The 14,854-nt window shown below is 33.3% G+C and carries 12 protein-coding genes and 1 pseudogene; 8 read left to right on the top strand and 5 right to left on the bottom strand.

Going from position 1 to position 14,854, the window contains the following annotated elements; all coding sequences use genetic code 11:
- Positions 1-1,135 (top strand): DNA recombination protein RmuC (locus tag ACKVOD_RS12960; RefSeq protein ID WP_409209888.1); only part of this gene is annotated, 1,135 nt, incomplete at its 5' end.
- Between the two features lie 27 nt (positions 1,136-1,162).
- Here the strand turns inward: ACKVOD_RS12960 and ACKVOD_RS12955 are convergent.
- A complete protein-coding gene (locus ACKVOD_RS12955; RefSeq protein ID WP_409209887.1) occupies positions 1,163-2,074 on the bottom strand; it encodes a TIGR01777 family oxidoreductase in 912 nt (303 codons plus the stop codon).
- 421 nt (positions 2,075-2,495) lie between these two features.
- On the opposite strand from ACKVOD_RS12955, the gene ACKVOD_RS12950 reads away from it, so the two are divergent.
- The 5 genes from ACKVOD_RS12950 to secA all read left to right on the top strand — a co-directional run bounded on the left by ACKVOD_RS12950 (position 2,496) and on the right by secA (position 8,590).
- Entirely contained in the window at positions 2,496-3,275 is a 780-nt protein-coding gene (locus tag ACKVOD_RS12950; RefSeq protein ID WP_409209886.1) for an O-methyltransferase, read from the top strand.
- Positions 3,276-3,363: 88 nt separating this feature from the next.
- Positions 3,364-4,050 (top strand): ABC transporter ATP-binding protein, encoded by a 687-nt coding sequence (locus ACKVOD_RS12945; RefSeq protein WP_409209885.1) that lies wholly within the window; start codon positions 3,364-3,366, stop codon positions 4,048-4,050.
- An 87-nt stretch (positions 4,051-4,137) separates the two neighbouring features.
- A complete protein-coding gene (locus tag ACKVOD_RS12940; RefSeq protein WP_409209884.1) occupies positions 4,138-4,707 on the top strand; it encodes a cob(I)yrinic acid a,c-diamide adenosyltransferase in 570 nt (189 codons plus the stop codon).
- 232 nt (positions 4,708-4,939) lie between these two features.
- Complete coding sequence (locus ACKVOD_RS12935) at positions 4,940-5,161, top strand: DUF2795 domain-containing protein (RefSeq protein WP_007138072.1); 222 nt, start codon at positions 4,940-4,942, stop codon at positions 5,159-5,161.
- An 87-nt stretch (positions 5,162-5,248) separates the two neighbouring features.
- Positions 5,249-8,590 carry a preprotein translocase subunit SecA gene (secA, locus tag ACKVOD_RS12930; protein ID WP_409209883.1) on the top strand — a complete coding sequence of 1,114 codons (3,342 nt, stop codon included), beginning with the start codon at positions 5,249-5,251 and terminating at the stop codon, positions 8,588-8,590.
- Positions 8,591-8,719: 129 nt separating this feature from the next.
- Here the strand turns inward: secA and ACKVOD_RS12925 are convergent, their stop codons facing one another.
- The 3 genes from ACKVOD_RS12925 to ACKVOD_RS12915 are packed head-to-tail and all read right to left on the bottom strand — an operon-like array spanning position 8,720 to position 10,523.
- Positions 8,720-9,235: a GNAT family N-acetyltransferase gene (locus ACKVOD_RS12925; RefSeq protein WP_409209882.1), complete on the bottom strand. Its 516-nt coding sequence runs from the start codon at positions 9,233-9,235 to the stop codon at positions 8,720-8,722.
- 15 nt (positions 9,236-9,250) lie between these two features.
- Complete coding sequence (locus ACKVOD_RS12920) at positions 9,251-9,778, bottom strand: KdsC family phosphatase (protein WP_409209881.1); 528 nt, start codon at positions 9,776-9,778, stop codon at positions 9,251-9,253.
- Entirely contained in the window at positions 9,762-10,523 is a 762-nt protein-coding gene (locus ACKVOD_RS12915; RefSeq protein WP_409209880.1) for a Rossmann-like and DUF2520 domain-containing protein, read from the bottom strand. The genes ACKVOD_RS12920 and ACKVOD_RS12915 overlap by 17 nt, the downstream gene beginning before the upstream one ends.
- 141 nt (positions 10,524-10,664) lie before the next feature.
- Here ACKVOD_RS12915 and ccsA point away from each other — a divergent pair, with 141 nt between their 5' ends.
- Both ccsA and ACKVOD_RS12905 read left to right on the top strand, forming a co-directional pair.
- Complete coding sequence (gene ccsA, locus ACKVOD_RS12910) at positions 10,665-13,850, top strand: cytochrome c biogenesis protein CcsA (protein WP_409209879.1); 3,186 nt, start codon at positions 10,665-10,667, stop codon at positions 13,848-13,850.
- A gap of 59 nt (positions 13,851-13,909) precedes the next feature.
- Complete coding sequence (locus ACKVOD_RS12905; RefSeq protein WP_409209878.1) at positions 13,910-14,488, top strand: glutathione peroxidase; 579 nt, start codon at positions 13,910-13,912, stop codon at positions 14,486-14,488.
- Between the two features lie 156 nt (positions 14,489-14,644).
- On the opposite strand, the pseudogene ACKVOD_RS12900 reads toward ACKVOD_RS12905, so the two are convergent.
- Positions 14,645-14,854: pseudogene (locus ACKVOD_RS12900) on the bottom strand (N-acetylmuramic acid 6-phosphate etherase); the annotation flags it as partial.

Here is a 14,854-nt window from a genome sequence, read left to right as displayed (position 1 = left end):
TATCCGCAACGAAAAAGAAGCCATCAATATTCAGCTCACTAAGAAAGAAGTTGATTTTGAAAATCTTTGGCAGCGCAACAAAGAACAAAAGGAAGAGGTAGAAAAACTACAAGAAAAATTTACCAAGGAATTCGAGAATTTGGCTAATAAAATATTAGACGAAAAGTCAAGCAAATTTACCGAGCAAAACAAGGAGAATATGAAAAACATATTGACCCCTTTGCAAGATAAAATTCAGCTTTTCGAGAAAAAAGTCGAAGACACGCATAAGGAAAGCATCGATTACCACGCCGCTCTACGCCAACAAATTCTGGGTTTGCGCGAAATGAATCTTCAAATGAGTAAAGAAACGCTAAATTTGACTAAGGCTTTGAAAGGCGACAGCAAAATGCAGGGAAATTGGGGTGAACTAATCTTGGAACGAGTGCTGGAAAAATCGGGTTTAGAAAAAGATAGGGAATATTTTGTACAACTTTCACACACCAATGATGACGGACAACGTGTTTTTCCTGACGTAGTAATTAATTTGCCCGACGGCAAAAAGATGATTGTTGACTCAAAAGTTTCGCTTACGGCTTATGAAAAATTCATCAATGAAGAAGATGAAAGTTTAAAAAACGGATATTTGAAAGAGCATGTTACATCTATCAAACGCCACGTAGAGCAGCTGGGAGACAAAAATTATCATGATTTATACCAAATAGAAAGTCCCGATTTTGTGCTGCTCTTTATCCCAATGGAACCAGCATTTGCCTTGGCATTAAACGAAGATACCACTTTGTATAATAGAGCTTTTGAGAAAAATATTGTGATTGTTACCCCTTCGACCCTTCTGGCGACTTTACGCACAATTGATAGTATGTGGACGAACCAAAAACAGCAAGAAAATGCCTTTGAAATTGCACGGCAAGCAGGAGCTTTATATGATAAATTTGAAGGTTTTGTGGCAGATTTAATTAAAATAGGAAAGAAAATAGACGAAAGCAAAGTCGAATATCAAGGTGCAATGAATAAACTGGTGGATGGTAGTGGAAATTTGATAAAACGTGTGGAAAACTTAAAAAAAATGGGGGCAAAAACACAAAAATCGCTACCCGAAAACATAATAAACCGAGCCAGTATCGAAGAAAACTAAAGTAAAATTAATAGTTTTAGATTTTCGTTAATTCTTATTTTTCAAACAATCTCGCAAAGCATAGCTTAATTTTGTAAATTTAAATACAAATCCAGTCTTTTCGATTTTATCAGAAGATACTCGTTGACCTGTTAATACTATATCTGCCATTTCTCCCATTAGAATTTGTATAATGAATGTAGGAACATTAGGTAGCCACATATTATATCCATAGACTTTTGCTAATTTTTTTGAAAAAATATAATTTGTAGTGCCATCTTTAATTACCGCATTATAAGCGCCATTTATTTTCTGATTTTCAATAGCTGCAATATAAATTTCGCATAAATCATGGACATGAATCCAAGACATAAATTGTTCTCCAGTACCAATTGGGGTTCCTAATTTTAATCTAAAAATTGGAATTAATTTTTTCAAAAAACCATCATTAGGCCCTATAACTAATCCAGTTCTAATTTTGACTGTCCTAATGTTAAGGTTTGATATTAAATCAGCAGCTGATTCCCATTTTTGACAAGTATCGCCTAAAAAATCATCGGCTAATGGACTATCCTCTGTAAGGATAATATTAGATTGGAGAACACCATAAATTCCAATTCCTGATGCGGATATAAAAGAATCTAATTTTTTATTGTGTTTTTGAAGTACGCTATAAATAAGTTCTATTGCACCTACCCTACTTTGAACAATAGCTTGTTTCCGTTCTAGAGTCCATCGTTTTTCAGCAATATTTTCGCCAGCTAGATTAATAATACTATCAGCCTCAAGAACAGCTTTTTCATCAATAACACCTTTTTCTACATCCCATTGATAATAAGAAATATCATTTGTGTTTTCTTTTTTATTTCTACTAAGTATAGAAACCAAATACCCATTATCAATTAGCAATTGAGCTAAATGTTTTCCGATAAAACCTGAACCTCCTGCAATTAAAATCATTTTCCTCATAGCTCTATAAATGTACTCAATTAATTAGTCAAAACTATTTATTCCATCAAAATTTAATTGAAATTAACTCACATATACTTACCTAAGTAATTAATGATTTAATTACAAAGCAAATTTAATTTAATAATAAAAAAAAAATATGCAATTATTGTTATGATTCTATTAATTATGATGATTTAATATAAGACCCTAGACAATAGATTAAGGAAAGTAATCTTAAAATATTTCAAAAAATAGGTGATTAATTTGATGGCAGAAATTGGAATCACAATAATATTTGATAAAATAAACTTCAATAACACTGCTTTTGTATGGTAATACAAAACAGGAACCTAATTTAGTAGTTTTGACTATTGAACTTTGGATATTGGACTATTATCTTAGTATCTTCGCATCTAGATTACCAAAAATTATGCAGTTTCAAATCAAATCCTATCTTAAATTTCTTTGGCATTCTAATAACGAACACGGAGTTCATTCGCCTTTTGTATTTAGTTTGCTTACAAAATGTTTTTATGATAAAAAAAAACACGCAGCGTATTCTACTTTAAAAAACTACAGAAAAGCCCTTTTAGAAAAAAAAAAAAATATTGAAGTTACAGATTTTGGTTCGGGTTCCAAAGTTTTCAAATCAAATACAAGACAAATCTCCAAGATTGCTAAAACCGCTGGAATTTCCAGAAAACGAGCGGAATTATTGTTTCGAATTGCAAACTATTTTCAGCCTTTGACCATTCTAGAAATTGGAACTTCATTAGGACTAGCTACGTCTGCCCTAGCATTGGGGAATACAAATGCAAAAATTACAACTTTAGAAGGTTGTACGGAAACGGCTAATCAATGTCAATTGCAATTGCGAAAATTTAATATTAATAATGTGGATTTGGTTGTAACAGAATTTCATAGTTACCTCAAAACCTGTAATCTGCAATCTACAACCTGTAATCTGATCTATTTTGACGGAAATCATTCGAAAAAAGCCACTTTAGAGTATTTTGAAGTTTTATTACCAACCATTACAAATGAAACTGTCTGGATTTTTGACGATATTCATTGGTCTCCCGAAATGGAAGAAGCATGGAGAATAATACAAAACCATCCTAAAGTTACTGTTACAATCGACACTTTTCAATGGGGCTTGGTGTTTTTTAGAAGAGAACAAGAAAAAGAAAACTTTGTAATACGGGTCTAAAATTGTTTAAATTTGTTGTAACAATAACCCTAATTAAAAGTCTTATTTAACGTTAAACCTATTTAACTTTTAAACCTTAATCTAGACAATGAGTCAACCCTTAATAAAAATAACCCAAATCAAACGAGATTTTGTTCTTGGAAATGAAATTGTTTATGTACTCAAAGGGATTGATTTAGAAATTAACAAAGGTGAATACGTAGCGCTGATGGGGCCATCAGGCTCAGGAAAATCAACATTAATGAACCTTTTGGGTTGTTTAGACACTCCCACTTCTGGCACTTACATTTTGAATGGAAAAGATGTGAGTCAGATGCATGACAACGAATTGGCCGAAATTCGCAATAAAGAAATAGGTTTTGTTTTTCAGACATTTAATCTTTTGCCTCGAACTACAGCCCTTGATAATGTTGCATTACCTATGATTTATGCTGGATATTCAAAATCTGAAAGGCGAGAAAGAGCAACAAAAGTATTGCAACAAGTAAATCTTGGCGATAGAATGGATCATCAACCCAACCAATTATCAGGGGGACAAAGACAAAGAGTCGCTATAGCTAGAGCTTTGGTAAATTCTCCTTCGATTATTCTAGCCGATGAGCCCACAGGGAATTTAGATAGTAAGACATCAGAAGAAATTATGAAACTTTTAGAAGATATTCACAAAAACGGTAATACAATAATTGTTGTAACTCACGAAGAAGAAATTGCAGCTCATGCCAAAAGAATTATCCGTTTGCGAGACGGAATAATAGAAAGTGATACTTTAAAATAATTTTAGAGGTCAGAAGTTAAGATAGAACTTCCAAACTTTAAATTTTCCCTGAACCTCTAATTTCTAACCTCTAATTTAAAATTTAAAATGAAAGTATATACCAAAACTGGTGACAAAGGCACCACAGCCCTTTTTGGCGGAACTAGAGTTCCTAAAGATCACATTCGAATAGAAAGCTACGGAACTGTAGACGAACTAAATTCGTATATTGGCTTGATTAGAGATCAAGAAATAAGCAATCATTATAAAAAAATTCTAATCGAAATTCAAGATCGACTTTTTACTGTAGGGGCAATTCTTGCCACTCCACCTGAAAAAGAAGTAAAAAAGAACGGAGAATTGCGTTTGCAAAAACTGGGAATTATTGATAGCGATATCGAATTGTTAGAAAACGAAATTGATGCCATGGAAGAAGCTTTACCTCCTATGACTCATTTTGTATTACCGGGAGGACATACCATAGTGTCATATTGTCACATTGCAAGGTGTGTTTGTCGTCGTGCAGAACGTTTAGCAGTGCATTTAGATCACAACGAACCCATTAACGAAGGGGTAATTATGTATTTAAACCGACTGTCTGACTATCTTTTTGTCTTGGCACGGAAGTTGTCTTTGGATTTAAAAGCTGAAGAGGTAAAATGGATACCGAGGAAGTAATCAGATGGCAGATTTCAGTTTGCAAAAGGTAGAATTCAAATATTTTAGATAGCAGATTTGCAATAATTAAAATAGATTTTCCTACTATAAATCTGAAATCTACTCCCGAAGCTTCGGAACTAAAATCTATAACCTGAAAACACGTTCTTAACTTTAATCAAAAATAAATGATTTTTTACTTGTATTTTTCATTTAAAAATTTATTTTTGCAGAAAACTAAATAGACATAAAGATGTATTGGACATTAGAATTAGCATCGTATTTAAGTGATGCACCTTGGCCTGCTAACAAAGATGAACTTATTGACTACGCTATTAGAGCTGGAGCTCCATTAGAAGTTGTAGAAAACCTACAATCTATTGAAGATGAAGGAGAAATATACGAGTCAATGGAAGAAATTTGGCCTGATTATCCAACTGACGAAGATTATCTTTGGAACGAGGATGAATATTAAACAAAAATATCAAGAAAAAAGTCTCAAGAGAGGCTTTTTTTTTGTTTAAATTTACGCACTTTTTTAAAATAGATACCTGTCATAATTATGAGTTTCATTAATAGCATTATAAAAGTCTTTGTTGGTGATAAATCCCAAAAAGACGTTAAAATTTTACAACCCTATTTATCAAAAATTAAAACTTTTGAAAGTAGCTTATCTGCAATCAGCAATGATGAATTGCGCGCAAGAACTACATTTTTTAAAGAAAGCATAAAAAATGCAAGAGCAGAAAAAGATGCTAAAATAGCTTCACTTCAATTAGAAGCAGAAAACGAGGAAGATATAGACAAACGTGAAGATATTTATATTGCGATTGATACTTTAGAAAAAGAAGCTTATGATATTTCGGAAAAAACCTTGATGGAAATTCTTCCAGAAGCTTTTGCAGTAGTCAAAGAAACGGCCCGTCGTTTTAAAGAAAATGCTCAAATTCAAGTTACTGCAACTGCAAAAGATCGAGAACTATCTGCCGCTAAAAGTTACATTACTATTGATGGAGATAATGCTATTTGGTCTAATTCATGGAATGCAGCTGGAAAACAAATTACTTGGGATATGATTCACTATGACGTTCAATTAATTGGCGGAATGGTTTTACACGAAGGCAAAATTTCCGAGATGCAAACCGGTGAAGGAAAAACATTAGTTGCAACTTTACCCCTTTACTTGAACGCCTTAACAGGAAATGGGGTGCATCTTGTAACCGTAAATGATTATTTAGCCAAACGTGATAGCACTTGGAAAGCACCGTTATTCGAATTTCATGGCTTGACTGTAGATTGTATTGATAATCATCAGCCTAATTCTGAAGGCAGAAAAAAGGCATACGATTCTGATATCACTTACGGAACAAATAATGAATTTGGTTTTGATTATTTGAGAGATAATATGGCGCATTCTCCAGAAGATTTAGTACAACGCAAACACAATTATGCCATTGTTGATGAAGTAGATTCTGTTTTAATTGATGATGCTCGTACGCCCTTGATTATATCTGGACCAGTTCCACAAGGGGATCGTCACGAATTCACAGAGTTAAAACCAAAAATCGAAAACTTAGTAAGTCTTCAAAGACAATTAGCCAATGGCTTTCTATCTGAAGCAAAAAAATTAATCGCAGCAGGAAATACAAAAGAGGGTGGTTTTTTATTATTAAGAGCACACCGAAGTTTACCAAAAAACAAAGCCTTAATTAAGTTTTTGAGTGAAGAAGGTATTAAACAGTTACTTCAAAAAACCGAAAACCAGCATATGGAAAACAATAATCGCGAAATGCCTAAAGTTGATGAAGCTTTGTATTTTGTGATTGAAGAAAAAAACAATCAAGTTGAATTGACCGATAATGGTATTAAATTTCTTTCTGGCGATACCGATAGCAATTTTTTTGTATTACCAGATATCGGAACAGAAATTGCAACCATCGAAAAGAAAAATCTTTCTAAAGATGAAGAAGCTGAAGAAAAAGAAAAGTTATTTCAAGATTTTGGTGTCAAAAGTGAGCGTATTCATACTCTGACTCAACTTTTAAAAGCCTATTCCCTATTTGAAAAAGATGTCGAATATGTTATCATGGATAACAAAATTATGATTGTCGACGAGCAAACGGGTCGTATCATGGAAGGTCGTCGATATTCTGACGGTTTGCACCAAGCTATTGAAGCAAAAGAAAATGTAAAAATTGAAGATGCTACTCAAACATTTGCAACAGTGACCTTGCAGAATTATTTCAGAATGTACAACAAATTAGCTGGTATGACCGGAACAGCAGTAACGGAAGCTGGTGAGTTTTGGCAAATTTATAAATTGGATGTGGTTGAAATTCCAACCAACAAGCCGATGACCCGAAAAGACAAAGAAGATTTTATATATAAAACTACTCGTGAGAAATACAATGCTGTAATTGAAGATGTAACCGCTTTATCTAAAGCTGGAAGACCAGTCTTGATAGGAACAACTTCGGTTGAGATATCGGAACTATTGAGTCGAATGCTAAAAATGCGTGGTGTTACTCACAATGTTTTGAATGCTAAAATGCACAAACAAGAAGCACAGATTGTAGAAGAAGCGGGTAAACCAGGTGTTGTTACTATTGCCACCAATATGGCGGGACGTGGAACCGATATCAAGTTAACACCAGAAGTAAAAGCAGCTGGAGGTCTAGCTATTGTTGGGACAGAACGTCACGATTCTCGTAGAGTAGACCGTCAGTTAAGAGGTCGTGCGGGTCGTCAAGGAGATCCTGGTAGTTCACAATTTTATGTTTCACTTGAAGATAACTTAATGCGTTTGTTTGGTTCTGAACGAGTGGCAAAAGTAATGGACAGAATGGGATTAGAAGAAGGCGAAGTAATTCAACATTCTATGATGACAAAATCTATCGAAAGAGCACAGAAAAAAGTTGAAGAAAACAATTTTGGTGTTCGTAAACGTTTATTAGAATATGATGATGTGATGAATGCACAACGTGAAGTAATTTACAAACGTCGTAGTCATGCTTTGCATGGAGAACGTTTGAAATTAGATATTGCTAATATGCTTTATGATACTTGCGACTTAATAGTGAGTAACAATAAAAAAAATAATGATTTCAAAAATCTTGAATTTGAATTGATTCGTTATTTTTCTATTACTTCACCTGTTACTGAGAGTGAATTTAATAAACTATCGGAAACAGAACTCACTAGTAAAATTTACAAAGTAGCATCTTCTTATTATGCTGAAAAAACAGCTCGTAGCGCTAGAGAAGCCTTTCCAATTATTAGTAATGTGTATGAAGATAAAAACAATCAATTTGAACGCATTGTTGTGCCATTTACCGATGGAGTGAAATCACTAAATGTTGTTACAGATTTAAAACGTGCCTATGAAACTAATGGAAATCAATTGATTGCTGATTTTGAAAAAAACATCACCTTAGCTATAGTTGATGAAGCTTGGAAAAAACATTTACGCAAAATGGATGAGCTAAAACAATCAGTTCAATTGGCAGTTCACGAACAAAAAGACCCTTTACTTATTTATAAATTTGAAGCATATAATTTATTTAGTTCGATGTTGAATGGTGTTAATAAAGAAGTGATTTCATTTTTATTTAAAGGAGATTTACCTCAGCAAACCGCCCCTCCTATTCAAGAGGCAAAAGTAGTACGCCAAAAAGAAAATTACAAAACCAGTAAAGACGAAATCGTTTCTAGCGAAAGTACAAATAAAGAAGCCAGGCAGACGCAACAACGCCAGGTGACTGAAACCATAGTTCGCGATCAACCTAAAATTAATCGTAATGACACTGTTACCATTCAAAATGTTGCTAATGGTCAAGTTCAAGAAATGAAGTATAAGAAAGCTGAAAGCCTTATTGCAAATGGAACTTGGGTTTTAGTCTCTTAAAAAAAATTTAAATTTTTAATCCCCAAATTGCAAGAATTTGGGGATTTTTTTTTAAAAGAAAATAAATAGTGAATGGTATATAAAAACTTTTAAAAAATAAAAAAAACGACTAAAATTTAATTTTCTATTTTAGTTTTTTATTTGAATCATAAGCTTAAACTCCATTTTATAATCTTCCATAAAGTAGCCATTTCCGATAAAAAGATTTTCTTCGGCAACGATTTCAAAACCCATTTTTTGATAAAAAAGATAAGCTTTGTTGAATCTATTGACGTTTAATGAAATTTTTTCTGACCTGTTTTCTTTAGCTAAAGCTAATATTCTATCCAACAGCAATTTACCCAATCCTTTACCCTGATTTTCTGGAAAAAGGTATAATTTATGCAATCGGGTGGAATTGGTATCCAAATAATGATGCTCATAAGAAGCAAAACCTATCGAATTTTCAAATTCATTTAGTAGTAAAAAACGATGGTTTTTGTTTAAATAATTATCATTCAACACAGGGTTTGAATACATGGCTTGCAACATATACTCTATTTGGGCTTTCGATAAGATTTCTCCATAAGTCGACAGCCATGTTTGACGCGCAATACTTTCTATTGTTTCAAAATCTTTGGGTGTTGCAATGGTAATTGTAATCATTATGACAAAAAAATATTAATCCAGTTTTCCATCAAAATGAGCCATCCATTTTCCTTGGACTTTCATGACTTGCTCAATCACATCGCGAGCAGCACCATGACCACCAATAATATGAGAAATGTAATTAGAAATGCTTTTAATTTCTGGACTCGCATCTTGAGGACAACTTGGCAAACCTACTAATTGCATCACATGATAATCTGGAATATCATCACCCATATACAATACATGCTCAGGCTTTATGTTGTAAAGCTCAATGTATTCTTTAAAAGTTTCTACCTTGTCAGGGGTTCCAAGATGAATATCGGTGATGCCTAAATTTCGCAATCTCACCCGAACACCTTCGTTGCTTCCTCCAGAAATAATACACACATTATACCCGCTTTCTACGGCGGCTTTCATGGCATATCCATCCCGAATATTCATAGTTCTAAGAATCTCCCCTTCATTGGTTACAAAAACTGATCCATCGGTTAACACGCCATCTACATCAAAAATAAATGTGGTAATATCGTTCATTCTTTCTTTATAACTTCTTGCCATTGTGTTGTATCGATTGGGTTAGGGTTTTATAAATTGTATTTTGATTGTCGTCGGTTAAAAAATGTAAATGCCGCTCAATAGTTTTCGTATCGTTTCGAATTGCAGGACCTGTTTGAGCTTCTTTTGGAGAAAGAGTCATCACTTTATTAGCAGTTTCCAGAATTAAAGGTTTTAAAATATCAAAAGATAACTTGTTTTCCAAACATATTTCATGACCTATTTGGTACAAATGATTTACAAAATTATTGACAAAAACTGCCGAAACATGCAAGGCTTTTCTTTGTACTTCACTTATTTTTTGAACTTTATCCGAAAGTATGTGGGCTGATTTTTCTAACAGCTTAAAATCTGAATCATGTTCTGTTTCTATGCAAATGGTTATTTCGCTAAAATCTACCATTCTTTTTTTTGAAAATGTCTGCAAAGGATAAAACACACCTCTCTTATTCTTTTTATCCAAAAGCTCCATAGAAACGCTTCCTGCAGTATGAACAACTAATCGATTTTCAAACGGTAATTGCGATGAAACCAAAGCAATAGCATTGTCAGAAATCGCTAAAATATACAAATCAGCCCTAACTAAATTAGCTAAATCACTAGTGATTTTAGTAGTATCAATTAAATGTGAAACAGCATCTTTTTGTCTTGAAAAAACCTGAATCAAATCAATATCTTTGCTATTAACAAAAGATTGAATTAAATTTTGGGCTACATTTCCAGAACCAATAATTACTACTTTAATCATTTGACAAAATTAACAAAAAAAACAGTAAAAAAATATCATATTCAACAATCCATTTTGGTTTAAATTAACAATTGTACCAATAATCTAATCAACAATTTTGAGTACTTTTGTACCACTTTTTAAAAACACAATTCTTTACCGATGAATTTTAAATTAAGTTCTATTTTATTATCAACACGCTTAATGGCTATTTTGTTTATTGGTTACGCTGTAGCCATGGCAACAGGCACCTTTATAGAAAGCAAATACAATACCGATACAGCAAAAATTTGGATCTATGATGCTTGGTGGTTTGAGGCAATTCATCTTTTTTTCTTGATTAATTTTATTGGAAACATAAAGCGATACCAATTATTAAAAAGAGAAAAATGGGCTACATTATTACTTCATTTATCTTTCATATTAATCCTTTTAGGGGCTTTTGTGACTCGTTATATCAGCTACGAAGGCATGATGCCTATTCGAGAAGGTGCTGCCGAGAATAAATTTTATTCCGACAAAACCTATTTAACCCTTTTTGTTGATGGCGAATACAAAGGCGAAATGAAACGTAGAGTTTTCGAAAAAGAACTATTGCTTTCTCCGGTTACCAATAATACTTTTTCTGTTTCGAATGAATTTGCCGATATTCCTTTCGAAGTGGAATATGAAAATTTTATTTTGGGTGCCAAAGAATATGTAAAACCAGACAATAAAGGGGATTTATACTTGAAATTAGTCGAAGCTGGCGAAGGCGGAAGAGAAGAACATTTTTTAAAAAGTGGAGAAGTTCAAAATATTCATAATGTACTTTTTGCGTTAAATAAATTCACAAAAGGGGCTATAAACATCAACACCACAGGGAAAGAATATACCATACAAACTCCATTCGAAGGAAATTTTATGCGAATGGCAGACAAGTTTCAGGGTTTGGTAAACAAAGATGTTGTTCAACCACTAATGATGCGTTCCCTTTATAGCATTGGCGAAAAACGTTTTGTTTTTCCAGAACCAGTTATAAAAGGAATTATTGATTATGAATCCAAAAATGATTTTAAAGAAAAAAAGCACCAAGATGCGCTAGTTTTGAAAATAAAAGCCGAAAATCAAGAACGAAGTGTAACTCTTCTGGGGTCTAAAGGGAAAGTTGGCGAATCCAAAACTGTCAAAATTGGAAATCTTGAATACACCGTTTTCTACGGTAGTAAAGCCTATGAGTTGCCTTTTAAAATTAAGTTAAATGATTTTATTGCTACCAAATATCCAGGTACCGAAAAGAGTTATTCCGCTTTCGAAAGCCGAGTTACCGTGCAAGATTCGATTGAACCATTTGATGCTAGAATCTATATGAATCATGTTTTAGACCACAAACAATATCGCTTTTTTCAATCTTCGTTTGATCCCGACGAAAAAGGAACAGTACTCTCTGTAAACCACGATTTTTGGGGAACTTGCATTACTTATTCAGGCTATTTTATGTTGTTTTTTGCTATGATGGCAATTATGTTTACTAAATACTCCCGTTTTGCTGACGTAAAACGAAAGTTAGATGTAGTAAAAGCAAAAAAAGCAAAACTCACAGCTGTATTTATTTTATTATTTAGTTTGAATGGTTTTGCTCAAAATCACGAAGGTCATGCGCACAAAGAAGGCGAAAATCATGACGTAAATTCGATAATGGAAAGAGCTAAACCCACCGAAAAAGAACTGGAAGCTTCCCTAAATAAAAGTAAAGTTTCTCCTGAACATGCCGCTAAATTTGGACGCTTAATTATTCAAGATGCTGGCGGAAGAATGAAACCCATCAATACTTTTTCGTCCGAATTATTGCGAAAAGTGAGTCATTCTAATACTTACAAAGGCATGAATTCCGATCAAGTGTTTTTGTCTATGACCCAAAACAGTAGTCTTTGGCTGGATGTACCTTTGATTTATATTAAATCCGGAAACGACAGTATTCGAAAAATTATTGGAATTGATGCTAAAGCTAAATTCGCCCCTTTCATTGCTTTTTTTGACAATCAAGGCAATTATAAACTTTCCAAATATTTAGACGATGCTTTTAAAACTGCCAACCCCAATAATTTTGAAAAAGATTTTATAGAAACCGATAAGAAAGTCAATTTGATGGAATCGGCTTTGAGCGGTCGAATATTAAAAATATTTCCCATTCCTAATGACGCCAATAGCAAATGGATCTCTTACCTCGAATTGAATGAATCAGGCTTAAAAGGAATGGATTCTACCTATACCAAAAGTATTTTGCCTTTATATTTTGGCACTTTGGTTGGTGCTACAAAAATAAACGATTACAAAACGCCAAACGAATTATTGGAGAGCATCAATGGTTTTCAGAAAAAATTTGGTTCAAAAGTTCGTCCGTCCGATGATAAGATTGACTTAGAAATTGCCTACAACAAATACGATGTTTTTCAGAAGTTGCCTTACGCCTATTTGTTAGCTTCGGTTTTGATGTTGTTGTTTACGATTCTTCAAATTTTCAAGGAACGAAAAGTTTTCACATTTTTAGTGAATAGTTTTCACGTTGTAATAGGTCTACTTTTTGGTTTACACACCTTGGGATTAATTGCGCGTTGGTATATTTCGGGTCACGCGCCATGGAGTAATGCCTATGAATCTATCATTTATATCGCTTGGGCAACGATGTTTTTTGGTTTGGCTTTCGACCGAAAATCGAAATTGACCGTAGCTTCTGCTTCCTTTGTAACCGCCATGATTTTGACTGCAGCTTATGCCAATTGGATTGATCCCGAAATTGCCAATTTACAGCCTGTATTGAATTCGTATTGGTTGATGATTCATGTGGCGGTAATTGTAGCCAGTTACGGACCGTTTGCCTTGGGTATGATTTTAGGATTTGTATCGCTAGTTTTAATTTTGTGTACCAATGCAAAAAACAAAGCCAAAATGGATTTGAACATTCAAGAAATAACATACATCAACGAATTGGCATTAACTATTGGTTTGATTATGTTGACTATTGGCAATTTTCTTGGTGGACAATGGGCGAATGAAAGTTGGGGTCGCTACTGGGGTTGGGATCCAAAAGAAACTTGGGCTTTAATCAGTATTATGGTCTATGCGTTTGTAATTCACGCACGGTTTGTACCTGCTCTAAGAGGAAAATGGGTTTTTAACCTGATGAGTATGTTTGCTTTCATATCTATTTTATTTACCTATTACGGAGTAAACTTTCATTTGGTAGGTTTACATTCGTATGCCAGTGGCGAAGCAAAATCATTGAGTTGGATATATTATTCGTTGGGAACAATTGCTTTTATTGGAGCTATTAGTTATCCAAAGTATAGAAAATATTACAAGAAATAAAATTAAAAAACTTCCAGTATTTTGAAGGCTGGGAGATTGTGTAATAAAAAACATCTACCATGAAAAACTTATTCATTTTTAGCTTTTGCACTCTCCTTTTTTGGAACTGCAAAGGTCAAACACAAAACAACGAGAGTATAACGAATACACCTATGGAAAAACAAACTATTTATCAATTTAAAGTAGAAGATTTATCTGGAAAAACATTTGATTTTGCTTCCTTAAAAGGAAAGAAAATTATGATTGTAAACACCGCTTCAAAATGTGGTTTGACACCTCAGTACAAAGATTTAGAAGTCCTTTACAAACAATACAAAGACGAAAATTTTGTAATTATAGGCTTTCCAGCTAATAATTTTGGATCGCAAGAACCGGGAACTAATACAGAAATTGCGTCTTTTTGTCAATTGAATTACGGAGTAACTTTCCCGATGATGAGTAAAATATCAGTAAAAGGAAATGATATGTGTGCTGTTTACCAATTTCTTACTCAAAAGAGTAAAAACGGATTACAAGATAGCGAAGTGGCTTGGAATTTTCAGAAATATCTTTTGAACGAAAAAGGAGAATTAGTAAAAGTAATTGCTCCAAAAACATTACCAACAGACAAAGAGATTACAGATTGGTTGAAGAGCTAAACCAATACATTTTAAGAAAATAGATTTTATTTTATAGAATTAAGTCTGTTGGAGTGAACTAACACAAATTTTCACAAATTAATCTGTGTTAATTTGTGAAATTTGTGTTTAAAATTGTAGAAACTAAAAGTAAATAATCTTTAGAGTTTAAAGTGATTAATGCCCTTTATAATTATCCACCGCTTTTCGAACACTTCCGTATTTTGTAAGTAATTCAGAAGCTACAGCATAGGAAACTGGGATTTCACTCATAATCATTTTTACGCCGCGATCTACTAGTTTACTGTTGCTCAGTTGCATATCGACCATCTTGTTGCCTTTCACTTTCCCCAGTTGAATCATTGTAGCAGTCGAAATCATGTTGAG

The organism is Flavobacterium sp. (genome assembly GCF_046155325.1).
Taxonomy (GTDB): domain Bacteria; phylum Bacteroidota; class Bacteroidia; order Flavobacteriales; family Flavobacteriaceae; genus Flavobacterium.
The sequence above is the reverse complement of the archived record's forward strand: the minus strand, read 5'-3'. Positions and strand labels throughout refer to the sequence as shown.